The organism is Roseobacter sp. N2S (genome assembly GCF_031454055.1).
Lineage (GTDB): Bacteria > Pseudomonadota > Alphaproteobacteria > Rhodobacterales > Rhodobacteraceae > Amylibacter.
This window is the reverse complement of sequence record NZ_JAVDQB010000012.1, coordinates 41138-63767: the sequence shown is the minus strand read 5'-3', so window position 1 is coordinate 63767 and position 22630 is coordinate 41138. Positions and strand designations below refer to the sequence as shown.

Genomic DNA, 22630 nt, shown 5'->3' with positions numbered 1-22630 from the left:
CATGACCGATACATCGCTTCCCGCTGCGGCGGGTCTGGGAACCTTTGAACGCTGGCTTTCCGTCTGGGTGGCGCTCGCCATCGGCGCGGGGCTGCTGCTGGGCAATCTCTTTCCGGGTCATTTTTCCTTTCTGGCCTCGCTGGAGGTGGCCTCGGTCAACCTGCCCGTCGCTGTCCTTATCTGGGCGATGGTCTATCCGATGATGGTTGGCGTGGATTTCGGCGCGTTGCGGCAGGTCGGCGACAAGCCGAAAGGGCTGGTCGTGACGCTGGTGGTGAACTGGCTGATCAAACCCTTCACCATGGCCGCGCTCGGCGTGCTGTTCTTCGAGTATGTCTTCGCGGGTCTGATCCCGCCCGACGACGCGCAGGCCTATCTCGCGGGCGTGATCCTGCTGGGGGCCGCGCCCTGCACCGCGATGGTGTTCGTCTGGTCAAACCTCACGCGCGGCGATGCGACCTACACGCTGGTGCAGGTCAGTGTAAACGACGTGATCATGGTCTTCGCCTTCGCACCCATCGTGGCCTTCCTGCTGGGCGTGACGGACATCGTCGTGCCGTGGGATACGCTGCTGCTGTCGGTCGGCCTCTACGTTCTTCTGCCTCTGCTGGCAGGGTATCTGACGCGCCGGAACCTTGTCGCGAAAGGCGGCGAACGGTCGGTCGATGCGTTCAAGTCCCGCGTGCAGCCGTTCTCGATCATCGGGCTGCTGGTGACGGTGGTGCTGCTGTTCGGGTTTCAGGGCGAGGTTATCCTCGACCGGCCGCTCGTCATCGTGCTTATCGCCGTGCCGCTGCTGATCCAGTCCTACGGCATCTTCTTCGTGGCCTATGGCGCGGCGCGCGCCTGGGGTATCCCGTTCAACGTGGCGGCACCCTGCGCCATGATCGGCACGTCCAACTTCTTCGAACTGGCCGTCGCCGTCGCGATCAGCCTGTTCGGGCTGGGGTCGGGAGCTGCCCTTGCAACGGTCGTCGGTGTCCTCGTGGAAGTGCCGGTGATGCTCTCGCTCGTCGCCTTCGCCAACAGGACGCAGCACTGGTTTCCGGCGGAAGGGGATGCGTCGTGACCGTCGTCGTTCACCACAATCCCGACTGCGGCACCTCGCGCAACGTGCTGGCGATCATCGAGGCGTCGGGCGACGTGCCAGTCGTCATCGACTACCTCAAGACCGGCTGGACCCGCCCGCAGCTTCTGGCGCTGTTCGCCGCAGCCAACCTGACGCCCCGCACCGCCCTGCGAACGACGAAATCCCCGGCGGAGGAGCTGGGGCTGCTCGATCCTTCCGTGGACGACGAAACGATGCTCACGGCGATGCTGGAACACCCTGTTTTGGTCAATCGCCCCATTGTCTGCTCGCCAAAGGGGGTCCGGCTTTGCCGCCCGAGCGAGACCGTTCTGGATCTTCTCGACCGCCTGCCCTCTGGCCCCATGGTGAAAGAGGACGGCACGCCGTTGATCGACACAGAAGGAAACCGCGTTGGCTGATACTCCGAACCTCGAAGAGGCACATTTCCACGCCATAGACGCGGATCGCCTGCTCGCGCCCGCGCGGGCGACGCACGCCCCGCGCATCGCGCTGCTCTACGGCTCGCTCCGGGACCGCTCGTTCAGCCGCCTGATGACGGAGGAAGCGGCCCGTGTCCTGACGCGCCTGGGGGCTGAAACACGGTCCTATTGCCCGTCCGGCCTGCCCCTGCCGGACGACGCGGAGGCCGATCACCCAAAGGTGCAGGAATTGCGCGATCTCGTCACCTGGTCCGAGGGCATGGTCTGGTGCTCGCCCGAACGGCATGGTGCCATGACCGGCATCATGAAGACACAGATCGACTGGATCCCGCTGTCGCTCGGCGGCGTGCGCCCGACGCAGGGCAAAACGCTCGCGGTCATGCAGGTCAACGGCGGCTCGCAGAGCTTCAACGCCGTGAACCAGCTCCGCATCCTCGGCCGCTGGATGCGCCTGCTGACCATCCCGAACCAATCCTCCACCCCGAAAGCCTTCCTTGAGTTCGATGATGCGGGCCGCATGAAGCCCTCGCCGTTCTACGACCGGATGGTCGATGTGATGGAAGAGCTGATGAAGTTCACGCTGCTTACCCGCGACAACAAGGATTACCTGCTCGACCGTTACAGCGAGCGCCGGGAAAGCGCGGCGGAGGTGTCGAAGCGGGTGAACCAAAAAGCGATCTGATCGCGCTCCTGAGGTGTGGCGGCAGCACGAACGGACTGTGACGACGTGAAACGTCACGCTGGCCTATAACCCACCGAGACAAGCGGACATTCGAAATTCGAAATTCGAGGTCGAATGGCTGGAAAGTCCGCATCTTACCAGTTCGTACACGATGCAGCGAACGGCAGGTGTACGGATAGGGAGGGACTTCTGAGAATTTCATCGTACCAGCCATATGACACACCAATGTCGCCTCTTTCACTCGGCTCAAGGGTGACGGGAGATAATATCGCAGAACGAGCCCCTTACTGGCAGCCTTAGCGGGGGATTCTGCCCCCTCCGGAATTCGACCCCACTTACCGATCAGGCGCCGCTTCAAGGGACGTCTCGAACCGCTTGTCCGCCGCCACTGCTTCTTTCAAGAGCGCGTCGAAATTGTCAGGTGGATTGCCATCTTCCAGCATCCCTTTGAACGTCGCATAGGCATCCGTCTTGCTGCCGTAGGCGCGCAGGGTCTTGTCGTCATTCACCCATGCCACCACGATGACCTTCGCATCGCTGTTGAAGCGGTAGAACAACCGATACTGCTGGAAGAATTTCGCCCGGAACCAGTGCTTGCGGTGGTCGCCGAGTGTGCCGCCTTGCCGGAAGGCTGCGGCACCCGGATCTGCCGGTATGGCCTCGGTCACCAGCTTGAAGATGGCGGCCAGCCGTTTCGTGGAATTTTTCTTGCGCCAGGTCTTGGGATCGCGTGCCTTACGCGCCTCGACCTCCAGGGTCAGCCCTTCGAGCTGGTCCAGAAAGAGCGGATGCGCATAAATCGACCATCCGTTTACGACAAGGGGCGCTTGGGCGGGCACGCTATCGCCGCTCATTCATCCTCGAGCGATAGCGGCGCATCGAGATCGACGTCAACGTCTCCGACCAGTGCTGCAAGACGGTCATGCAAAGCCCCATCGAACGCCCGAATGCGGTCCGGATGCGCCTTGATATCGGCCTCGACAAAATCGAGAAAGGCTCCGACCACGGGATCTTCCTCGTCGCTGCGCACGGGCTCGATATAGACCCTGCCACTCGGCTCGGTACAGTAGCGAATCTGGTCGCCCTTGCCTAGCTTGAGCTGCTTGCGCACACCCGCCGGCACGGTCGTCTGATACCGATCCGTGAGTTTCGAGACATCTTGTGCGAGCGCTGTCATGGCAGTCTCCTGAAAGAATGGGGGGTCTTTTCTGCCTGCGATAGGTAATGCATTTGCATTGCCTTGTCAAGACAAGCCGCAGGATCTGCTGTCGCCGGGCAGGCCGATGAACCGTCCGGCGCAGCACCTAATTTCGCCTCGCTAGGAACTCCGCCAGCACGGGACTGGCCGCGCCTTTCGCGGAGCTGAGCAGCTCCGAGCCCGCGAGCGTCGCTTTCGACAGGCGCACGAGGCCGCCGGTTTCCTCGATGCGGTAGCAGCGGCGTTTCTGCCGGCCCCGCCTGTAGTGCGTCGCGGTGACGATCTGGCATGTACTGCCATCGGTGAGCGTCACGGGCGTTGCGAGCCTGATCTTGTCGCCTTCCTCGTAGTCCGGGATCGCAGCCCAATCCCGGCAGCGCTGTCGCCAGTCCTGGGCGTAGCTGTCCGGGTCTTTCAGGTCGGAGAGGAGCTCGATCAGCCCAAGGGGAGCACGCGACTCGTTCGGGCCAGCACTTTCCTCCATGTCCTTGTAGCCCCAGCACCCGTCATCGTATCGGGTGAGGAAGACAGCCCTGAAAGTGATGGAGCCATCCGCATCGGTGACATAGGTCGTGTCTTCGACAGGGGTGCCGTCGAGATTGGTGACCTTTGCCGCCGCATACCAGGTTGAGCCGACCTTGCAGGCCTTGACCAGTTCCGTCTTGCGCGTGTCGCCATGAGAGGTGCAGAGCCGGGCGATTTCCGCTTTCTCATCCGCGTAGGTCTGGACGTGGCCGTCGGTGTAGAAGAGCCATCCCATCTCAGAGTCCTTTCTCTCATTGGGGAAATTGTTGTCGCCAATGTCCCGAGAGGGCCGCAGGCCCGGCAGGGTATTGGCGATGCTTGTTTGAGAAAGGGCGCGTTACGCCGCCCTCCGGTCATCGATTTCCATCAGCGCATCGAGCGGCACGCGGTAGGGCTGCATGGCGTCGAAATCCTCGCAACGTTTATGGGAATAAGCTGATGCACCAATACCCTGCCGCGCTTCGCGCTCTCGGGACATTGGTGCTGCTTCATCCTCTTCGAATTCCCAAAACGCCGAATTGCCGCAGTTCTGCACGATCGCGAAGGTGTCGCAGGCATCCTTGAGGATGACCCGGAAGATGCCGCCGAGGCCCGAGGGCACGTCGTAGGTCCCGCCTATGAGATAATCCGAGGCCCGGCGCACGAAGACGCGGATGCTGTGGCCATCGGTGGCGAGCCGGATCGTCCCCTGCCCCCGGTCGATGAGCACCTGCACGTCATCCAGGATGTCGGTATAGAACTGGCCGATCAGATCGCGAAACGCCATGCGGCGCTGCGCCATCCAGTCGGTGTCCCGAAACGGGTTCATGCCGTCGGCGAAGGCGAAGGAGGGATCGGCCTGTTCGGTGGAGACGATGCGGGTGGTCGTGCCATCGATGCCGTTCGAGCGCAGATGCACACCATTGCCGACGATGAGGATCAGGGCGGGCCTGTCCACGGGCCCGTTCCAGTTGGGCAGGAAGGTTTTGCAGGCGCGCGCATGGGCGATCTGCGCCGCAACTGCGGAGGCAGAGAACTTGAGAATAGCCATGGGGATGTCTTTCTGTTCGGTTTGGAAGGGTCGACCCGCGCGCTCGGGATGCTCCGCGCGGGTCACTTGATGCGTCAGGCCGCTTGCGCGACCTCGCTGTCAGGCTCCGTGGTGTCCGCAGTGGGCTCCGCCTCATCACAGGCGACACCGGCGGTCTGCATCATTGACGGGCACCAGGCGGCCACGGCAGCGCGCTGCGCGTCCGTGAGCGTGGCGAAAGGCTCGGCGAAGAGCTTGTCGCAGAAGGCGACAATCTCCTTCTTGCTCGACGAGGCCAGCGTCACCGCCTCCTGGGCGAGACCCAGATCCTCACCGAGGATCTTCAGGAGCCAGGCCTTTTTAAAGCGATTGAAGAGCGCCGCGTTCGGCGTCCAGTGGGCGCGGATATCGGGCATGATCTCGCTCTCGAACGCATGCATCAGGCTGTCGCGCGATCGGTCCCGCGCGAAGCAGGACTGCGTGGTGCTGGCGGTGGCATAGGCGACGAGCTTGGCCTTCTCGCCGGCCTTCAACGCGCGAAACGCCGCAAACTGATCGGCGGGCGCGCGGCTGTCATCGAGCCAGGACAGATCAAGCGCATCATGCGCCGCCGCCACTTGCTCGAGCGAGGTCTCGTCGATCTCGTCCATCTTAGCGTGGCTGCGGTATTCCTTGCGGGCATCGACCTTGATCGCCTGAGTCACGGCAATGCCGCTGGCCAGAACGTCGCTCACCAGCTTGAAGAGCGTCAAATCGAGCGTGGCCTCAGGATGCAGCGCCATCGCGGCCCCAAGCGCCATGGCCCGCTCGGTCTTAAGGTCCTCAGCAAGTGAGGCTGGATAGGTGATTTCGCCGGCGTCCGGGGCCTCCTCCCCGGTCGGGTTGGCCGAGGAGCCGCGCGCGCCCTCCTCTTTGACGGTGTCTTCCGGGCGGACGAGGCCAACATGGAGCGTGATCTGCCCACCCTGCCATGACGCGATCACCCCGGACCGCGCGAGGTCCTCAGCGCTGTAGGCCTCCTGCAGATCGCGGGCTTCCTCTTCCAGAGTGTCCACGCGGTCGTAAAGCGCATTGTAGGCATCGTCTTCGAGCCCCTCATCCTCCATCTCGAGCTGTAGTTGCTCAAGCTCGGCGGTGATCTCATCCACGCGCGTCTGGGCGGCCTCATCGGGCTCGATTGGGCCGGGATAGACACGGCCGTAGTCGGCCATGGTCGCGTAATCATAGCGCACCATCGCATCGGCCCAGGCAAAGCCCAACCTCATACGGGCCTCTTCGGCAGCGGCACCGAGCTTCTCGAGCAGGATGGTCTCGACCAGCGCCGCATTCTCGAGCACCGAATGTTCCTCCAGCAGATCGGCCGCGACAGCGCCGCCGCGGGCCTCGTAGTCCGCGCGCACGAAAGCCCCGATGTCGTCGCTGACCTGCACGCCGCGGGATTTGAGGGCCTGACGGACGGTATAGGCCTGCAGATAGCCGCCGTCCTTCGTGAGCGCCTCGAAGACCTCGCGCTGCGCCTCCTGGCTCGGGTGCTCGGCAAAGGCCTTCATCGTGTCGAGCGTGATCGTCTTCTCCCGGGCTGCGGCGCGGATATCGGGGTGGATCAGCCCGTAGCGCAACCGGCCTTTCACGGCCGCCACTGTGGTGCCGAAGGTCTTTGCGATCGTCTCGGGCGTCTGGCCGTCGACCTCCATCATCCGGGCGAAGGCCTCGAACTCGTCGATGGCATTCATCGGTGCCTGAGTGATGTTCTCGGCGAGCGACAGCGCCGTGGTGACGTCGCACTCCTCCGGCACAAGGCGACAGTCGACCTTGGTTTTCGCCGTGAACCCCTTGCTGGCCTTGTTGGCGACCAGCTCCTTCAGCGCAGCATGGCGTCGGCCACCGGCGAGGACAGCGTATTTGCCGCCCGTTTTCTGGACGAGGAGCGGCTGCAGGAGGCCCAGAACCGCGATGCTGGCCTTTAGATGGGCGATGTTCTCGGGGTCATAGGTTTCCGGCGCGTTGCTGCGCACATTGGCGGGATGCGGGACCAGATCGCCGATGGCGACGGTGAGAGGGGCAAAGCTTGTGGTCATGGGATATCCTTCCAGGTGGGTGAGGTGTGGCCCGCACCTTCACGCGCGTGACCAATCCCCGGCTTCAGGGATCACAACGACAGAAGGCCCGCTTTGCCTTTTTGGGGGCAGCGGGCCTTCATCGTCTGAGATGTCAGGGGGAGGAGTCCCCTTCCCTTCTACCAGTCGCGCGCAAGCATGATGGTCAGCACACGCATGGTCGTGGCAGGATTGTCCGGGGCTTCGGCCCCGTAGCGGAAATCGGAATCCGCTTCATAGAGATCGATTTTCCAGAACACGGTTTCGCCTCGGATCTCGACTGCCCCGAAATCGTGCCATCCCTCGGGATCATTTTCAGGCTCGAATGTGGCAAACTCACCGGTGGCCTTCACCGCCTCGGCCATGAAGCCGTCGCTGGCCTCCATAAGCGAGCGGGTGACATGCATGCGGCCCTGGATGGGCTGCGCGGGCGGCACCCCGAGGCACGCGAGCTTGCGAAACGCGTCGTTCTGCGCCGCGATCACACTCGGATCCGGCCGGTCTTGCTTGGGTTGAACGGTCATGGACATGGGGATTTCCTTTGAGAAGTTGAAACACCCTTCCCAAAGCCCGCTTTTTCTTTTCCGATTGGTGGAATGACCGAAGCAGAAGGTGCCCTACCCGAACAGCCCCTTGGGTCTGCAATATGGGTTGGGGATGGTTTCGATCCAGCCGCCTTGTTCTTTGATGCTCTCGAGCGCTGCCGAGAACGGATAAGCGCCCTCGGACTGGCTCCACCAATAGGCACCGCGCTTGAAGGTGATGATCTTGCGGCGGCCGTCGTTGAAGCAGGCCACCCGCAGCGTTTTGGGTTCCTTACGTGACATGGGAGTCTCCGTTCTCCGTGTGGTCAGGCCGCCTTGGCGCTGCGCCCTGCCCTGCACGCCTCCGATCTGGCGATCAGGTAGTCACAGGCGCGCTGCGCGTCCGCGGCGTGCCGGAAGATCGCACCCTTGTCCGACCGAAGGACCCGCAACCAGTTGTGGAGGTAGGCGGCATTCATCTCGAGCGTATGCGCCGTGAACCCGAGCGTCTGACCCAGGAACACCGAGGTCAATTCTGCGACGATCTCCTCGCGCGCATAGGACGTGTTGCCAAACTTTGAGAACCCGAAATCACGGTTCAGTCGATGCGGGGCTTTCGTGGCATGGGCCAGCTCATGGGCCCAGACCCCGTAGAAATTGCGCGGGTCCTGGAACCGCGTGATGGATGGCATGTAAACCTTGTCCACGGGGGGCAAATAGTACGCCTCCGTGCCCGTGAAGACGGTTGTGATGTCGATGGCATCGAAAAACGCCTGCATGTGCGGGATGGGCTCGGACGGCGGATGCTCGGGCACGGGCTCCGGGTCAGGGCAATAACTGTCGGGCAAGCCCTCGATCTGGCAGGCGTTGAACACGCGATAGGATTTCTGAAAGCGGAAGATGCGGGCTTCCTCGGAGCGATCATCGCCATCGCTGCGGTCGTCCTCGCCGCCCGCGTCCTTCCGGCTTTGACCGTAATAAACAACGACAGAGGACTTCTCGCCCTTGCGGACCTTTGCATCCAACGCATTGGCTTGCGGCAACGTCATCCAGAAGGGAGAGCTGTGGCCCGCCATCACGGTCCGCATCGTCAGCAGAAAGTTGTTCACTCCCTGGTAGGGTTCGCCGCCCACGCGCAGGGGGCGAGAACTGCCACCTGCGGTCCAGGGCTTGCGCCACGGCAGGACGCCGCGCTCGATGATACGGATGATTTCGTTTGTGATGGCCTCGGAGGCATCAAATTTGGGCGTGCGGGATCGGGCCATGGCTGGCCTCCTTTCGAGTTTTGGTGAGAGTAAGTGGTGATCAGGCTGACTGACGGGGCCGCGGATCGTTGATGATCCTCGCGCCGAGCCCTTCGACCATGTCGATGTAGTCGGTCAGCGAGACGGACCTGCCAGGGCCCCAGTGTTCAGAGTCGTCCGATCCGTCCCGCGCCACCCGCGGCAGATTCGCGAAGGCGATGACATCGGTGACGGGTCGGATATCGATGAACGGGGTCCCTCGTGCGACCGCAAGAGTGGCCAAGGGAAAGCGCTCGATCGGCACGAAGGTCGAAACGGTGGTCCAACCGAGATGGATGAATGTCCCGCCCTCTCCGCAAATCACATGCGCGTGTGGCAAAGCTGCGGCTTGCCTGAGATAGCCGAGATCACGCAGGACGGTCTCGCGCTCGCGCCGTTGTGCCTGCCCCGTCTGGCCAGTTCAGCGTAGTTCCTTGTGTCGCCACCACGAGGCAGCGGTCGCGCGCAACACGCGCAAGACACCTGTTTGCATGGGAATGCCCTTCATCAGGAAAGACAGACCGGAATCCGGCCCGGACCCATCTGGGGGACCCCAAAGGCCCTCATCCGTCAGTCACAAAACCCGAAGGACACTTTCACTTTTTTCGGGCATTGACCCTGTCCTGGCCAATTTCAGCGGATCCTCACCACACCGCGCCATGCCTGCGTTTTTGTCGAAGCCATTGATTTGGAACAGCAGAGGCATTTGGGGACGCAAAATCGGCAACGGGAATTGGCAAAATCTTGCACAAGTTGCTAAATTATCGTTATTTGGCAGATAGTTAGCAGATTCATCAGATCGGCAAGATATTTTTCTACAGCCCTGCCTACATCTGCGGATGCGTAACATCTTTTAATCTTACCCTCTTACGCCGCTTGCCCGCTGAGCCTGCCATAAAAGCTACGCTCAAGATGCAGCTCCCCTGCCCCGGCTTTCTCGACCATGCCGCGCAGATATCCGCCTGGTGAGGCAACCTCGCCCGCGCTGTGCTTCTCGAACACAAGTGCAAACGCAGCCGTGGCCACCTGAGTGCCCATTCGGTCCTGAGCCACGTTCCAAGCATGTTCCGAAATCCCGATCATCGGCCTGAGTTGCCCGGCAACCCGATGCAGATCGCCCCAATCCTTCAGGAATCCGCCCATATTACGCGCCCAGGACGCGAACTCTGGACAGGCCTGCATGATTGTTGGCAGGTCAAGCGCGGTTCGCTTCTTGCGCACCTCTGCAACCCAGTCTTCCAGTTCCCCATCAACCCGCTCCTCGGGTCGTGCATTGGGCACGACATCCGCCGCTTCCTCTTTTTCAGAGGAATTACTTATTACAGGAATAAGTTGATTTGTAATTAGTATATGAGGTTCAGAAATGACTTCCCTGGGGTTCATTTCTTGAGTCTTCTTCATAACTTGGGCGTCATTTTTGTCGGTGTTTTCCACAGGGTTTATCGCACCAGTCGCCTTGAGATAGGCCGCCTCGACTCGTTCCTGAAGTTCCTTGAACCACGCCAGTAGTCGCTCCAGTTGTTCAGAGGCTTGATGGCGGCGCGGAAGTCGGTCCAGAAGCTCCTCGAAGAGACCCGTGAATTGCGTCCAGGGCCCGCGCAACGCGCCGCTTACCGCCGCCTCGATCCGCGCGCGGATCATCCGGCGCGCAACCGTGATCTGACGCTTCAAGCGCTGGCAGAGCTCGCGCTCGGCCTGCAACTCGGCCTGCAGCTCTTCAAACTCCTCGACTCGAGCCGAAAGCGGCGACAGATCGAAGCCGTAGGCCTCGACGATACGCCCCTCAGCGTCTCTGCGGCCCCACCGTTTGCCATTCGGGCTATCCTGGAAAGAGATCACACCGTTCTCTGCCAGACGCCGCGCATGACGCTTCAGTGCCGACAGAGAGAAGCCGGTCTGTTCCATCAGATAGGCGTTAGAGGCCCAGACGATCGGGCGCTGCCCCTCCTCCCAGTCCTGGGCCTGCGTGAAGGCCCCCAGTGTATCGAGGAGCATCATGTCGCCGGCCTTCAGACCGATATGCGCTCCAACGCGCTTGAGCGCGACAAATGCCCGCGTCTTGGGTACTGCTACCCGTTCACCGGCTTGGGCAAGCTGCTCAGCAACCCCAAGACCCGGTGTCGGCTTGCGCCAACCTGTATGTTTCATGCCTGTATCTCACCTCCGGTTGTGTGGAGGCAAAAGAAAGCCGTTCGCTCAGAAGCGTTCGTCGTTGACAGTGAATCCTGTGAGACTTATCTTGAAGGTGACCAAACCATTAAGATCAGCTCTCAGGCCACACCGCTTGGGGGCTTTTCTTTTGCCGTTAATTCACTTGTCGTTCCTTTTTTGCTCCTTGCCTCATCGTTCCGAAGAACATCTCACCAACGCTGTCTTCAGTCGGTATCCTTCTCCGCGTCTTCGACGTTCAAATAGCTTGCGACTAAGTCTCCAAGCTTTTCGAGACGCTCTTGGTCAATCGGCACTCCTGCAACCTTGATTGATAGGTTTCCATCGACGGAAGTGACCGAAAGATTTCGGTTGCCCACCTTGCGCTTTACGGTGAGTTTTTGGGGCTTTGTCTTTGGTTTTGGCTTGGCTTTGTTCGTTCTCTCCAAGCTCGCTAAGGCACCCTGTAAATCGCGAAAGCTCATGTCGTAGACGTTCTTGAACGTGTTCAAGATTTGATCCTGCGCAGCGAAAACGGACCGTGCTCGCGAGACTAGGCTCTCATGCACACAAATTTTCTTGGCGAAGGCCACAGCTGTCAGTTTCTCTTCGCCAGAAGCCAGCGTCTCATACATTTCACCAATCGAAACCAATCGCTCAAAAGGGCTGAGATTCTCGCGCTCCTCATTCTCGCGAAACCGCAGAAACAACATTTCAAACTTGCTGTTCTCAGCGTTTCGCGCGTCAGGCGGAGCAAGTATTGCACGAAGGGGTACACCGAGCTCTGACGCGGCAGCCAGTCGGCGGCGTCCTGTCAGCATCACGAATGGAACCCCCGCGATATTCGACGGGTCCAACGGATCCGGCTGCCAATCCGGATCCTCCGGCCACACTAGAATGGGCGTGTCCTGCCCGTTCGAAGCGATGCTGTTTACCAAAGACCTGAAGGCTTCCTGGGACATCCAGTCTTGTCGGCGGTCGGTTCCCATTGGATCGGAGATTTGATCTGGCGACAGGCTTATCTCATGGCGACCGTTGAGGATATCCAAACAAAGCTCGGCTCTGCTTCGCTCTACTGCAGCTTGCGACTGCGCAAGCGCTCCTGATTTCCAGGCACTGCCGGCCCCCTTGAAAGGAGTCGAAACAGCATCACTCGATTCTGTCCTGCCTTCGGAGCCGCTCGCACGTTCCTTGTTTGTATCGAGATTGGTAGCCTTGCTGACCAGCGACCTTGGAATACTGCGTTTCATGCTTCACCCTCGCCGTCATCTTCATAGAATTCGTCCATCCAAGTATTGGCGTAGCCACGTTCGAGTCCTGGCCAGAGTCGCGATATTATGGCGTCGTTCACGGCGTCGGCATTCGTGATGAACCGGTTGATCCCCTTGCGCTTTCCCGGCGTGTCTGGCTCGTATTCGTATACGGACTGATAGACGTCCGAAGCGTTCGAGATCGCGTCGGAACGCAAATAAAACACGGGCAGAATCTCCGTGGGGCAATGTTCTAGCAGGTTTCCGATGTGGTTAAGATCCTGCGCATTGGACCGTTGAACGATCGTTGGCAACAGCATGTTCGCACCGGTTCCGATCTCGATCCTTTCATGGGCCAGGATGTGCTGAAGCATCCCAAGCAGGCCAGTCACAAAGGTCGACAACGTCGCAATGTCGAACCCCTTCATGGTTTGCGGTATGACCAGCGAAGTAGACGCAATCACGTTATTCAACTGGAACAGTGTGAGCGCGGGTTGATAGTCGATGATGATGACATCCAGCGTCTCCGCTAGTGCGGTGTCGAGCCGCTCCTGGTCGACCTTGCCGTCGACTACCAATTCGTTGGGTAGCGTTTTCGGTGGGTGGCCCGCTTTCCAGCGGTCGATGGCATCGCGTAGGTAGCGGTAAAAGCTCTTTCCGGCGGGGGCTTCGCGGACAAGCCGCGCAATCTGGATCTCGCCCTCGGATGTTTCGCCGTGAGCTGGAAGCAGACGCAGGCCTGGCCAGGAGGTCTTGAGAAGGAAGCTATCGAGCGTTTGCGCATCGTGGTCGGTATATGGCGCGTCTTCCGACTGAAAGAGTCCAGCAAAGTCCACCATGGAGGCGGTGTTTTCGTCGGGCATTTGGGGAAGGCCCTCTCCCCCGACGAAGTAGAGCGTTATTGTACTTTGCGGGTCAGCATCCATAACACCGACACGCATGCCGTAGTGCAAGCTGAGATACTGGGCAAAATGCGCGGCGCTCAGACTTTTGGCGGTCCCGCCTTTCTGGCTTGCAAACGAGATGACGGGCAAAGGTGCGTCAGGCTTCCGCCAGGCCAGGTAGTCGTACGGCCGCTTTGCCGAGGCTGCCAGAAGGGCCCGCATGTGCATCAATTCTGAAAGCGTGAAAACACGCTCTCTTCCAACATATTCTCCTGCGGGAAAGTCATCGCTCGAATTGGCGAACTTGGTCAGATACTGAATACTCACATTGAGAAACCTAGCGCACTGGCGCATGGACCAGGTTCGCTTGATGCGCTGACGCAAGGTGAGTTCCTTGTTCACTGCCACCATCGTGCGCTCAAGCCCACGTGACAGATCCGTCAAAAACTGTTCTAAACTACCGCTCATTTATAAGCCCTGACTTCGGTTGGGTCCGAGTTCGACTCGATTCTGCTTCAATGGTAGCACGGTTCTGAGTAAAAGATAAAGATACCACGCGCCTATAGGTTTCAGGCGCTTATTTTGAGGCTCAGTGGCTCCAGAAACTCCAATCTTGAACGCGTTCAAGATTGGAGTTTAAGTCGGCTGACGAGAGCGAAGCCGATCAACCATGCATGTTTCACGCCGCGTCTTTCGGACCCCAGGAGATGACCGTCCTAGTTGGTGGCTTTGCCCATGTTTGCGTTGAAGCCGTGATCACAGATGCTCACCGTGAAGTAGCCAGCGCCGGTCTCCCCTTTCTGAATCTTCTAGATGCCGCCGCACTCGGTCAGCTTGCCTCACGGGGAGCGTCCGGCGACGCGTTGCGCGAAGGCCGTCCTGTTCGACCTCGCGACGGGTTCGATGGTAATTTCCAGGTCGGAGGTCAAGATGGAGATTGAGCCGAAGCTTTTGGCGGTTTCATTGTCGGCGCTTGTGAAACTGATGCAGCCCGAAGGGTAGCTGCGCGGTTGACCAAGGCCTGACCACGCTGGATGCGAAGCGCCGCATAGAAGGGTAGGGGAGGAAGATGGGCCACAGCCGTTGTAGACGGGGCGGCCGCTGCGATGTGCATTCCATGCAACCGGTACGCACCGGGAGACCTGCGGGGACCGGAAAAAATGCCACAGGGAAATGCGCGGCGTACTTAAAACTGAACAAAACAAGTAGACCCCTTACTCTCGTGCACGCGCGCAACAAGCGTTGCGCTATAGTGCTCTCAACAGCCCGATCCCTTGCTCAAGAGGCATTGCACGAACGCCTTCGGCCACGGGGACGTCATGCTCTCCGGCGTAGATCAACAGCTTCCGGCTGGCCTTGATGTCTTCCGCGCCCACATAGAACCCGCGCGAGACCTTTGGCGCAGTCGTGCGCTTGATCTCAACGGCCCAGATGTCGCCCCCAGGCAGGCGAAGGACCAAGTCAAGTTCAGCTCCGGCAGAAGTGCGATAGAAGAAGGGTTCGGTGCCGGTTGGTGCAGCGGCAAGAAGGGCCTCGATACAGAACCCCTCCCAACTGCCGCCAACGACGGGGTGCCCGAGCAAGCCCTCGATTGTCCCAATGCTTAACAGGGCATGCACGACCCCGCTGTCGCGGACATAAACCTTTGGCGATTTCACCAAACGCTTGCCGACATTCTCATGCCAGGGCTGCAGTCGCCGCACCAGCATGAGATCAACGAGCAGATCGAGGTAGCGTCCAATCGTTTGGCCGGAGACGCCCAGCCCCTCGGCGAGGGCTGCAGCGTTCAATAGACCACCTTGCACATGCGCAAGCATTGTCCAGAAGCGCCGCAAGGTTGCGGCTGGAATACGCGGTCCGAGGGCAGGGATGTCACGTTCCAGATATGTACGCAGAAAATCCAGACGCCAATCCATGCTGGCTTGATCGCTTGAAGCCATGAAGCTGTCAGGAAAGCCACCACGCAGCCAGAGCGCATTCAACTGATCAGCCCCCACCTCGGTAAGCTGTAGAGGGGGCATTTCGATATACCTGACACGTCCAGCAAGGGATTCTGCCGACTGTTGGAGTAGGACGTTGGAGGCTGATCCCAAGAGCAGAAACTGGCCCGCTCGAAAACCGGCCCGCCTGCGCTGGTCGATCTGTCCACGCAGGCTCTTGAACAGGCCAGGCATCTGCTGCACCTCATCGAGGATGACGAGTTTTCCCGCCTGTTCATCCAGATATAGATCCGGTTCGGTCAGGATCTGCCTGTCCGCATCTCGTTCTAGATCAAGGTATACCGATGGTTGCTCCGAAGCGATGTCTAGAGCGAGCGTGGTTTTCCCAACCTGCCGGGGGCCGAGGAGGACAACAGCAGCTTGGCTCTCGAGCGCGGATTGCACAAAGTGATGAGTTTGGCGCTTATACATACCTTGCAATTACTCCACACGATGGAAGATTTGCAAGGATAAACTGCTTAGCGGGTAAAGTTGCCACTCAATTGGAGATGTCGCCTGATGTGACGAACAGGCTTAGCGTCAAAACTCACTCATAGTATCCCAAGCCGCTTCGCCCGCTCCAGCAACATCTTCACTGATGATGGCTGCCAGCTTGTCCGGCCGCGGGGTGTGCGCTCACGCATGTTCTCCAAGCGGGCGCAGATGGCCTGAAGCGTAATGTCGGGATCGGCGCCCTTGATACCCGCGACGATGGCGGGCAGGCGATCATCTCGCGCACGCGGGCCCGCGCGATCAAGCACGGTCGCGGGGAGGAACCCATCGCGGACGTAGGCGTTCACAGCGCGCAGCAGACGGCTTTGCGTCCAGCGCCGGGCCTCGGGTAGGGGGCCGTTGATGATGCGCACCACATCTTCCCAAGCCAGATCGGGGCGCAGCCGACGCACATGGGGCACCCAGTCCTGCGCAGTTTCATTCAGGCGTTCCATATATCCGTCCTGTCGCGCCAGTCGGACCTTGCGTAGCGCAGCCGGATCCCGGGCGCGCAGGCCAGGGTTTCCGCCGACCCGCCCCTTTGTTCGTGCGCTGGCAAGCCCAGCCTTGGTCCGTTCACGGATCAGGGCGCGCTCGAACTCGGCTGCTGCACCCAGTACCTGCAGCGTGAACTTGCCCTGCGGGGATCCGGTGTCGATCGGATCCTGAATCGAGCGGAAGAAGGCGCCCTTTGCTTCCAGCCGTTCGATCACCTCCAGCAAATGCGACAGCGACCGCGCCAGCCGGTCGATGCGCACCACCACCAGCGTATCGCCCTTGCCGATCCGTTCCAGCACCCGCGCCAGCACAGGCCGCGCACGATCACCGCCAGAAGCCTGTTCCTCATGGATTTCGACACAGCCCGCTGATTTCAGCGCCTGCGACTGGGGCAGGGGGGTCTGATCCTCGGTCGATACTCGCGCATAGCCTATCAACGGCATCAAATCCTGCCTTTTGCAGTTTGGGATACGGCTAATAAACGACCGTTTAAAAGCGAATGCAAGGGCGTGCACTGTGGCGCTGCTCAGCAGAGAACCCTTGGTTTCCATACGCTGAGCGCGATCAGCGAGCTCTCGCAGACCATCGCGCGCCCGTGCTATATAAGGTGTGCAGGCGGACTCTGACAAAACACTTTGGTAAAATGCAAAAGTGCCGTATTTTGCATACATGAAGACTCAAGTATCTATGCAGTATGATATTTTTTACGATCCTCTTGTGGATGCGGAGGGGCTTGAAGAGACGTCTGAGGACGACCTGTGGTTCCTGCCCGGTCCGATGGAAGAGGAGCCGGATTATCTGCCGCCCGGACCTAGGGCAGAGCTTCGTGAAACCGCAGTCCTCGACGATTGGCGGAAGGCAGAAGCGGGCAATGCCGCGCGTCTCGCCCGTGTGGCTGGCCGGATCGGCGCGCTGGACGACCGGCTGCGCCGTGGCCCGAAAGGTTGGCGGCACAGGCTCGCGCTGATGGAGGCGGCAGACCTCAGCTGGTTTGTAGGCGACCGAATTGGCCCGGATCGGCTGGCGCTCTGGAAATCCATGCGCTTGTCCGGCGTGCAGGACGACACCGCGGCGCTCGCGCGTGTCGGATGGGCAGTGCGGCGTCTTACAGGCGGCCCTGGACCGGAAGTGGACCTGTCCGCCTTCCTCGACCGCCGCGACCCCGAGAACCTCGGCGTTGAAGCCGAACCGTTCGCGGATCGCGCGGGCGGTTGGCTCGATCTCATGGCGCAAGCCGCCGATCTTCACCCAATCACGCGCGCTTGCATGGGCTTCCATCTCTGGAGTCTCGCGGGCCTCGGGCAGCACGGCGACCGGATGGAAGCGGCGGTCACAGCCGCACGGATCGTGGCCAGTGAGGGCAAGGGGGCGCTTTTCGCGCCTTTGGCCATGGGCGGGGCAGGAGGATTGCGCTCCGGTGGCCCACCCGCTGACCGTCTGTCTCGTTGGCTTGACGGGATGGAGACCGCATGCCTGACCGCAATGCGTCACCTCGATGATATCGAGGCATGGTCGGCGAGGGCGGAAGCCGAGATGAGCCCGCTTTCCGGCCGCACGCCCCCGGCCTTGTGCGCGGTACTTACCGAATGGCCGCTCGTGTCCGCTCCGATGGCCGAGGCCCTGATCGGCGCCAGCCGGGCTGCCGTCCAGCGCAACCTTGCTTGGATGGAAGCGCGTGGTCTGATCCACGAGATGACGGGGCAGGGGCGGTATCGGATGTGGAGGGTCGCAACTTAAGCCGTGCTCTTTGTCGGGGGGCCGACAGTTTATGTTAGAGTCAACGCTTCTGTCCGCCAAACTTGCAGAGAATTCGCGCATCGAGCCCACTTTGATGAATTTTGCTCGAAGCACGAATGTCCGCATGGATGAAAACGAACCGCCCGTGTCCAGTCTTCGTCTCTTGCTGCGGCTTATAAATGCGTGGCCCAGCGAGGATGGCTCTCGTCAATGATCAAGGCATGGCTGTGCCTGCGATGTCCCCTTAGGTGGGGATGGTCGAGTGGCAAATTATCGTGGGTGTGCTCAAGCTCAACGGGATCGCCGGACGGCCAGAGTTTCAGCGCTGCGAGCATTCCGAAGGTGGCGATGAGGGCCAGTCCGATCAGTGCGGGAACGACACCATAGACCGTCAGCAGCCATCCCGACAGCGGATAGGTCACAAGCCAGCAGGCGTGGGACAGCGCGAATTGCGCCGCGAAGAGTGCCGGGCGGTCCCCGGCGTGTGCGGAACGGCGCAGCAGTCGGCCAGAAGGGGTGAGGACAGCGGAATATCCGAGCCCCACCAGCAACCAGGCTGTTAGAAGGATGGACCAGCCAAGGCCTGCTCCAAGGACCGTCAACGCCAGACCGACCAGAGTAGCCACCATCAGCGCGGCTCCGCCGAACATCACGGGCCGGTCCGGCAACGCATCGAGAACACGCGGCAGGACCAGCGCTGCGATCATCGACCCTGCGCCGAAGGCGAACATCGTCCAGGCCAGAGCACTTTCCGAAAGGCCGAGCGAGCCGCGCACAAGAACGACGGTGTTGACCAGCACCATCGCACCTGCCGCCGCCGCCGCGAGGTTCAATGCCAAGAGCCCGCGCAAGCGGGGCGTGGCCAGATAGATGCGGATGCCGCGCGTAGTGCGGTCATAGACACCGCGCGGCTCGGATGGGCGGGGACTGGGCAGCACGACCGAAACAACCATAAGGGCCGATGCGGCGAAACTGAGGACCGTGCCGAGGAAAAGCGAATTGTAGGACATCACCGCGAGCAGAAGGGCCGCCAGCGTCGGGCTGACGATGTTTTCCAGATCGTAGGCCAGCCGCGACAGTGACAGTGCGCGGGTATAGCGCGCCTCCTCGGGCAGAACGTCGGGGATCGTCGCTTGGAAGGTCGGCGTGAAGGCGGCGGAGGCCGATTGCAGCAGGAAGATCAGCACATAGACCTGCCACACCTCGGTCACGAAAGGCAGGGCCAGCGCCACACCCGCCCGCACCAGATCGAGCGTCACCAATAACGCGCGGCGCGGCACCCGGTCCGCGAAGGCCCCGGCAATGGGGGCGATACCGACATAGGCCACCATCTTGATGGTGAAAACCGTGCCGAGCACCAGCGCCGCGCCGTCCCCTGCAAGATCGAAAGCAAGAAGCCCGAGCGCCACCGTCGCGAGTCCGGTTCCCAGAAGCGCCACGACCTGCGCCAGAAACAGATGGCGGTAGGTGCGGTCGGAGAGGATGTCGAACATGGCGGACCTCAGAGATATCGGGCGATCGTCCGCAGCTCGGCGCGATCGGTTTCGGAGCCTTCGGCGTCCAGACCAATGGTCCATGTGGTCATGGATCAGCGCCCGCTTGGCGTTCGTGACGGCCTTTTCGACCGCCTGCATCTGCTGGGCGATCTCAAGGCATGGCTTGCCCGCCTCGATCATCTCGATCACGGCGCGCAGGTGGCCGTCAGCACGTTTCAGCCGGGCAATCAGGGCGGGATGGGTTGCATGGACCGGGGGATTTGTCATAGATAAGGCTTATCCTCCCCTGGGGGATACAACAAGATGGTGCCACGACGCACCACGCGAGCGACGAGCGGGCAGGCAAAGCTGATGACAACCTTACGGACAATCGGAAAGGCCGCGTTCGCGACGCTTCTCTGCGCGGCCGTGCTTGTCTGGTCGGTGATGCCCGCAACCTCGCATACGCCTGCGATCCTCGACGTGCTTCAGGAGCACGCGGAAATAATTGCCGAGCACGGGCATTCGCACGGTCTGGAAGAAGACCTGGCTTGGGCCTCGCATGGACACAGCCACGACAGCGTCGATCACGATCATAGCCAGGCGGTCGTCCCTGGCCCCGATCTGTCGGCGCATCCCATGGAAATCTACAGGGCTGCGTGGCGGCTGGGTGCGGCCACGGCGAACACGTTACGGATAGACCTGATCGAACGACCTCCGCGCGTCTGATCGACCGCGCGCCATTGGCGCGTTGCAAGCAATCATCAAACAACTACGCGGAGTTCAATCCATGAATACAGTCCATCGGGGCTGGACCGATTCCGGCATGCGCCGGATCGTGATCCTGTCCTTCATTGCGCTGTCGGCACTCGTTCTGAGTGCCGGTCACGCGCTTGCCCATAACGTCACCGAAGGCGACGCGGGCTATATCCAGGAAATCTGGGGGGTAAACATCATCCCCTTCATGTATCTCGGCGCCAAGCACATGGTGACCGGCTACGACCACATCCTGTTCCTGCTCGGCGTCGTCTTCTTCCTCTACAAGATGAAAGATGTCGGCATCTATGTCAGCCTTTTCGCCATCGGGCACTCGACCACGATGCTCGCGGGCGTCTGGTTCGGATGGGGCATCAACGCCTACATCATCGATGCGATCATCGGCCTCTCGGTGGTCTACAAGGCGCTCGACAATCTGGGAGCCTACCAACGCTGGTTTGGCGTCCAGCCCAACACCAAGGCCGCAACGCTGATCTTCGGCTTCTTCCACGGCACGGGCCTGGCCACCAAGATCCTCGACTACGAGATCGCCTCGGACGGGCTGCTGGCCAACCTTCTGGCGTTCAACGTGGGCGTCGAACTGGGCCAGCTTCTGGCGCTTGCCGTGATCCTCATCGTCATGGGCTACTGGAGGAAATCCCCGAACTTCTTCCGCCAGGCCTACACCGCCAACGTAATCATGATGTCCATGGGGTTCATCCTCATGGGCCTGCAAATCACCGGCTACTTCGTAGCCACCTGAGAGTTTAGGAGATCCAAATGTTCAACGCAGAAAAACCAAGCCTCGATGAGCTGCCGACTTCCGCGCAACTTATCCGTTCCACCGCCATCGCTGCAGCCAGCGCCGTTGCGATCCTTGTGACCGTGGTGCTTCCCGCCGAATATAACATCGATCCGACAGGGATCGGCGGCGTTCTCGGGCTGAGCGAGATGGGCGAGATCAAGACCCAGCTCGCGGAGGAGGCCGAGGCCGACAAGGTGATGCAGCTTGAAGGGCAAGAGCAATCGAGCCTTATCAACGATATCTTCGGACTTTTTGTCGGTGCCGCCCACGCGCAGGAGGCCGAAGTCTGGCGCGACGAAACCACCTTTACGCTGGCACCCGGTGACAGTGCCGAGTGGAAGCTGGTCATGGAAGAGGGCCAGACGGTGGAATACCGGATGCTCGTCGAAGGCGGTCGGGTGAATTTCGACTTGCACGGCCACGGCGGCGGCAATTCGGTGACCTATGAAAAGGGCCGCGGCTCGACGGGCGATGAGGGCGAGATCATTGCGGCATTCGACGGCGAGCACGGCTGGTTCTGGCGAAATCGCGACAGCCAGCCCGCAACCGTGACTGTCCAGGTCCGCGGCGAATACACCGAATTCAAAGACGCAAGTTGACACAAGGGCAGCCATCGGCATGAAAGGATACGGGTGGCTGCCTGGCTCCGAAGCAGGCCTTGGATGAGTATGTAAATCTCGACTCGAATTTTCCTCTGAAACTAACCTCCGGCATCCGTTGGCCGATCAGTGAGCACCCGAGGAGCAATGTAACGCCAGTGTTACAGGATACTTCTTGGGAAAACCGAACGCCCTGTTTTGCCACAGGTTTGTGGCCGGGGCAGAAACCACTCATCTTGGCACAGTGCCGGGTTCGATTTCCCATTTGCGTGGAAATCGGGCCAGGTTACGGGCTGCCTCCGCGAAGATACAATCGCCAACGGTTTCTCAGTCCGGGTCACAATAGATTAGATACAGCGCCTCGATCATCTGATGCACCCGCGGATCGGCGATACGATAGAAGATCGTCTGCCGATCGCGGCGCGTGGACACCATCCCGGCCTCGCGCAATCGGGCGAGATGCTGGCTAAGCGCCGATTGACTCAGTTCCAGCTGCGCCTGCAAGGCTCCGACCGATTGCTCGCCTTCCAGTAGGTGGCAGAGCACCATCAGTCTGTTGGAATTCGACAACAGTCCGAGGTGCACGGCGACTTCTGCCGCACGCGCCTGCAGAACCGGCAGCGACGGCCGGTTTTCATTTATATTAGTGTTGACTAATTTAGTCATGTCTTACATATAGCAGACGATACAGTGAACAACAATAGAAATAGACGAAAGGAGGCCCGTATGGGACCCGTCGTCACAACCGAATTCACGCCGTGGCTGTCGCTGTTCGGCGGCGCGCTGATCGGGCTCAGCGCCGTGATGGTCATGGGCTTGTTCGGCAAGATCGCGGGCATCACAGGGATCACCAAGGGGTTGACCGGATTGTTGCCCGGTGCCGGTGGACCCGACGACCGGGGCTGGCGGCTGTCGTTCCTGCTGGGTCTGATCGCGTCCCCTGTTGTCGTGCTGCTGGCGACCGGATCGTTCCCGCAGCAGACCGTGCCCGAGAACCTGCCCGGTATGGCCATCGCCGGACTGCTGGTCGGGGTTGGCACAGCGTTGGGATCGGGCTGCACGTCGGGGCACGGTGTGTGCGGCATTGCAAGATTGTCACCCCGGTCGCTGGTCGCGGTGAGCGTGTTTGTCGCCGCCGCCATCGTGACGACCACCCTGATCCGTCACGTATTTTAAGGAGC

23 protein-coding genes and 1 pseudogene are annotated in these 22630 nt (G+C 60.7%); 8 read left to right on the top strand and 16 right to left on the bottom strand.

Translation table 11 applies throughout. From position 1 onward, the window contains the following. The first annotated feature begins 1 nt into the window (after position 1). The 3 genes from arsB to arsH are packed head-to-tail and all read left to right on the top strand — an operon-like array spanning position 2 to position 2191. Complete coding sequence (gene arsB / locus GGE09_RS20175) at positions 2–1069, top strand: ACR3 family arsenite efflux transporter (protein ID WP_309747956.1); 1068 nt, start codon at positions 2–4, stop codon at positions 1067–1069. After that, positions 1066–1488: an arsenate reductase (glutaredoxin) gene (gene arsC / locus GGE09_RS20170; RefSeq protein WP_309747955.1), complete on the top strand. Its 423-nt coding sequence runs from the start codon at positions 1066–1068 to the stop codon at positions 1486–1488. The genes arsB and arsC overlap by 4 nt, the downstream gene beginning before the upstream one ends. Continuing rightward, complete coding sequence (arsH, locus tag GGE09_RS20165) at positions 1481–2191, top strand: arsenical resistance protein ArsH (RefSeq protein WP_309747954.1); 711 nt, start codon at positions 1481–1483, stop codon at positions 2189–2191. The genes arsC and arsH overlap by 8 nt, the downstream gene beginning before the upstream one ends. Before the next feature lie 335 nt (positions 2192–2526). Here arsH and GGE09_RS20160 read toward each other — a convergent pair whose 3' ends face one another. The 14 genes and pseudogenes from GGE09_RS20160 to GGE09_RS20095 all read right to left on the bottom strand — a co-directional run bounded on the left by GGE09_RS20160 (position 2527) and on the right by GGE09_RS20095 (position 16520). Further along, positions 2527–3045, bottom strand: a complete 519-nt coding sequence (locus GGE09_RS20160; RefSeq protein ID WP_045685393.1) for a type II toxin-antitoxin system YhaV family toxin — start codon at positions 3043–3045, stop codon at positions 2527–2529. Beyond that, a complete protein-coding gene (locus tag GGE09_RS20155) occupies positions 3042–3368 on the bottom strand; it encodes a type II toxin-antitoxin system PrlF family antitoxin (RefSeq protein ID WP_044352810.1) in 327 nt (108 codons plus the stop codon). Before GGE09_RS20155 ends, GGE09_RS20160 begins: the two co-directional genes overlap by 4 nt. 127 nt (positions 3369–3495) lie before the next feature. Further along, entirely contained in the window at positions 3496–4149 is a 654-nt protein-coding gene (locus tag GGE09_RS20150; RefSeq protein ID WP_309747953.1) for a DUF6927 domain-containing protein, read from the bottom strand. A 102-nt stretch (positions 4150–4251) separates the two neighbouring features. Continuing rightward, positions 4252–4944 (bottom strand): regulator, encoded by a 693-nt coding sequence (locus GGE09_RS20145; protein ID WP_309747952.1) that lies wholly within the window; start codon positions 4942–4944, stop codon positions 4252–4254. Positions 4945–5018: 74 nt separating this feature from the next. After that, positions 5019–7001, bottom strand: coding sequence for a ParB/RepB/Spo0J family partition protein (locus tag GGE09_RS20140; RefSeq protein ID WP_309747951.1), 1983 nt, complete (start codon positions 6999–7001; stop codon positions 5019–5021). Between the two features lie 158 nt (positions 7002–7159). After that, positions 7160–7549, bottom strand: coding sequence for a DUF3768 domain-containing protein (locus GGE09_RS20135; RefSeq protein WP_309747950.1), 390 nt, complete (start codon positions 7547–7549; stop codon positions 7160–7162). 87 nt (positions 7550–7636) lie between these two features. Beyond that, the gene (locus GGE09_RS20130) at positions 7637–7846 is read right to left on the bottom strand and encodes a DUF6330 family protein (protein ID WP_309747949.1); all 210 of its coding nucleotides are present in this window, start codon (positions 7844–7846) and stop codon (positions 7637–7639) included. A 23-nt stretch (positions 7847–7869) separates the two neighbouring features. Continuing rightward, positions 7870–8808, bottom strand: a complete 939-nt coding sequence (locus GGE09_RS20125; RefSeq protein ID WP_309747948.1) for a zincin-like metallopeptidase domain-containing protein — start codon at positions 8806–8808, stop codon at positions 7870–7872. Positions 8809–8848: 40 nt separating this feature from the next. Further along, positions 8849–9334: pseudogene (locus tag GGE09_RS20120) on the bottom strand (hypothetical protein). 359 nt (positions 9335–9693) lie between these two features. Beyond that, positions 9694–10974, bottom strand: coding sequence for a plasmid replication protein RepC (gene repC, locus GGE09_RS20115; RefSeq protein WP_230798154.1), 1281 nt, complete (start codon positions 10972–10974; stop codon positions 9694–9696). Positions 10975–11201: 227 nt separating this feature from the next. Continuing rightward, complete coding sequence (locus tag GGE09_RS20110) at positions 11202–12224, bottom strand: ParB N-terminal domain-containing protein (protein WP_309747947.1); 1023 nt, start codon at positions 12222–12224, stop codon at positions 11202–11204. Beyond that, a complete protein-coding gene (locus GGE09_RS20105; RefSeq protein WP_012187063.1) occupies positions 12221–13576 on the bottom strand; it encodes a ParA family protein in 1356 nt (451 codons plus the stop codon). The genes GGE09_RS20110 and GGE09_RS20105 overlap by 4 nt, the downstream gene beginning before the upstream one ends. A 779-nt stretch (positions 13577–14355) precedes the next feature. Then, on the bottom strand, positions 14356–15519 hold the full coding sequence (locus GGE09_RS20100) for an ATP-binding protein (protein ID WP_012187061.1): 1164 nt from the start codon (positions 15517–15519) through the stop codon (positions 14356–14358). 119 nt (positions 15520–15638) lie between these two features. After that, positions 15639–16520: a recombinase family protein gene (locus GGE09_RS20095; RefSeq protein ID WP_012187060.1), complete on the bottom strand. Its 882-nt coding sequence runs from the start codon at positions 16518–16520 to the stop codon at positions 15639–15641. Positions 16521–16764: 244 nt separating this feature from the next. On the opposite strand from GGE09_RS20095, the gene GGE09_RS20090 reads away from it, so the two are divergent. Then, positions 16765–17814, top strand: a complete 1050-nt coding sequence (locus GGE09_RS20090; RefSeq protein WP_114276329.1) for a hypothetical protein — start codon at positions 16765–16767, stop codon at positions 17812–17814. Positions 17815–17987: 173 nt separating this feature from the next. Here GGE09_RS20090 and GGE09_RS20085 read toward each other — a convergent pair whose 3' ends face one another. Next, positions 17988–19577 (bottom strand): MFS transporter, encoded by a 1590-nt coding sequence (locus tag GGE09_RS20085; RefSeq protein ID WP_309747946.1) that lies wholly within the window; start codon positions 19575–19577, stop codon positions 17988–17990. Positions 19578–19661: 84 nt separating this feature from the next. Between GGE09_RS20085 and GGE09_RS20080 the strand changes: the two genes are divergently transcribed. The 3 genes from GGE09_RS20080 to GGE09_RS20070 all read left to right on the top strand — a co-directional run bounded on the left by GGE09_RS20080 (position 19662) and on the right by GGE09_RS20070 (position 21449). Then, positions 19662–20018 (top strand): hypothetical protein, encoded by a 357-nt coding sequence (locus tag GGE09_RS20080; protein ID WP_037932146.1) that lies wholly within the window; start codon positions 19662–19664, stop codon positions 20016–20018. A gap of 61 nt (positions 20019–20079) precedes the next feature. Beyond that, complete coding sequence (locus GGE09_RS20075) at positions 20080–20808, top strand: HupE/UreJ family protein (protein WP_037932139.1); 729 nt, start codon at positions 20080–20082, stop codon at positions 20806–20808. 17 nt (positions 20809–20825) lie between these two features. Beyond that, positions 20826–21449, top strand: coding sequence for a hypothetical protein (locus GGE09_RS20070; protein ID WP_037931831.1), 624 nt, complete (start codon positions 20826–20828; stop codon positions 21447–21449). A 327-nt stretch (positions 21450–21776) separates the two neighbouring features. On the opposite strand, the gene GGE09_RS20065 is transcribed toward GGE09_RS20070, so the two are convergent. Further along, complete coding sequence (locus tag GGE09_RS20065) at positions 21777–22115, bottom strand: metalloregulator ArsR/SmtB family transcription factor (protein WP_051694714.1); 339 nt, start codon at positions 22113–22115, stop codon at positions 21777–21779. Between the two features lie 60 nt (positions 22116–22175). Here GGE09_RS20065 and GGE09_RS20060 point away from each other — a divergent pair, with 60 nt between their 5' ends. Next, complete coding sequence (locus GGE09_RS20060) at positions 22176–22625, top strand: YeeE/YedE family protein (protein ID WP_037931834.1); 450 nt, start codon at positions 22176–22178, stop codon at positions 22623–22625. The last annotated feature ends 5 nt before the right edge of the window (positions 22626–22630 follow it).

Bases quoted from the DNA above. Each gene is read 5' to 3' on its own strand.
- GGE09_RS20160 (WP_045685393.1), bottom strand. From the start codon at position 3,045: ATGAGCGGCGATAGCGTGCCCGCCCAAGCGCCCCTTGTCGTAAACGGA.
- GGE09_RS20110 (WP_309747947.1), bottom strand. From the start codon at position 12,224: ATGAAACGCAGTATTCCAAGGTCGCTGGTCAGCAAGGCTACCAATCTC.
- GGE09_RS20080 (WP_037932146.1), top strand. From the start codon at position 19,662: ATGACAACCTTACGGACAATCGGAAAGGCCGCGTTCGCGACGCTTCTC.
- GGE09_RS20095 (WP_012187060.1), bottom strand. From the start codon at position 16,520: ATGCCGTTGATAGGCTATGCGCGAGTATCGACCGAGGATCAGACCCCC.
- GGE09_RS20065 (WP_051694714.1), bottom strand. From the start codon at position 22,115: ATGACTAAATTAGTCAACACTAATATAAATGAAAACCGGCCGTCGCTG.
- repC (WP_230798154.1), bottom strand. From the start codon at position 10,974: ATGAAACATACAGGTTGGCGCAAGCCGACACCGGGTCTTGGGGTTGCT.
- GGE09_RS20075 (WP_037932139.1), top strand. From the start codon at position 20,080: ATGAATACAGTCCATCGGGGCTGGACCGATTCCGGCATGCGCCGGATC.
- GGE09_RS20070 (WP_037931831.1), top strand. From the start codon at position 20,826: ATGTTCAACGCAGAAAAACCAAGCCTCGATGAGCTGCCGACTTCCGCG.
- GGE09_RS20085 (WP_309747946.1), bottom strand. From the start codon at position 19,577: ATGACAAATCCCCCGGTCCATGCAACCCATCCCGCCCTGATTGCCCGG.
- GGE09_RS20150 (WP_309747953.1), bottom strand. From the start codon at position 4,149: ATGGGATGGCTCTTCTACACCGACGGCCACGTCCAGACCTACGCGGAT.
- GGE09_RS20155 (WP_044352810.1), bottom strand. From the start codon at position 3,368: ATGACAGCGCTCGCACAAGATGTCTCGAAACTCACGGATCGGTATCAG.
- GGE09_RS20130 (WP_309747949.1), bottom strand. From the start codon at position 7,846: ATGTCACGTAAGGAACCCAAAACGCTGCGGGTGGCCTGCTTCAACGAC.
- GGE09_RS20100 (WP_012187061.1), bottom strand. From the start codon at position 15,519: ATGTATAAGCGCCAAACTCATCACTTTGTGCAATCCGCGCTCGAGAGC.
- GGE09_RS20125 (WP_309747948.1), bottom strand. From the start codon at position 8,808: ATGGCCCGATCCCGCACGCCCAAATTTGATGCCTCCGAGGCCATCACA.
- GGE09_RS20060 (WP_037931834.1), top strand. From the start codon at position 22,176: ATGGGACCCGTCGTCACAACCGAATTCACGCCGTGGCTGTCGCTGTTC.
- arsB (WP_309747956.1), top strand. From the start codon at position 2: ATGACCGATACATCGCTTCCCGCTGCGGCGGGTCTGGGAACCTTTGAA.
- GGE09_RS20105 (WP_012187063.1), bottom strand. From the start codon at position 13,576: ATGAGCGGTAGTTTAGAACAGTTTTTGACGGATCTGTCACGTGGGCTT.
- GGE09_RS20140 (WP_309747951.1), bottom strand. From the start codon at position 7,001: ATGACCACAAGCTTTGCCCCTCTCACCGTCGCCATCGGCGATCTGGTC.
- GGE09_RS20090 (WP_114276329.1), top strand. From the start codon at position 16,765: ATGCAGTATGATATTTTTTACGATCCTCTTGTGGATGCGGAGGGGCTT.
- GGE09_RS20145 (WP_309747952.1), bottom strand. From the start codon at position 4,944: ATGGCTATTCTCAAGTTCTCTGCCTCCGCAGTTGCGGCGCAGATCGCC.
- GGE09_RS20135 (WP_309747950.1), bottom strand. From the start codon at position 7,549: ATGTCCATGACCGTTCAACCCAAGCAAGACCGGCCGGATCCGAGTGTG.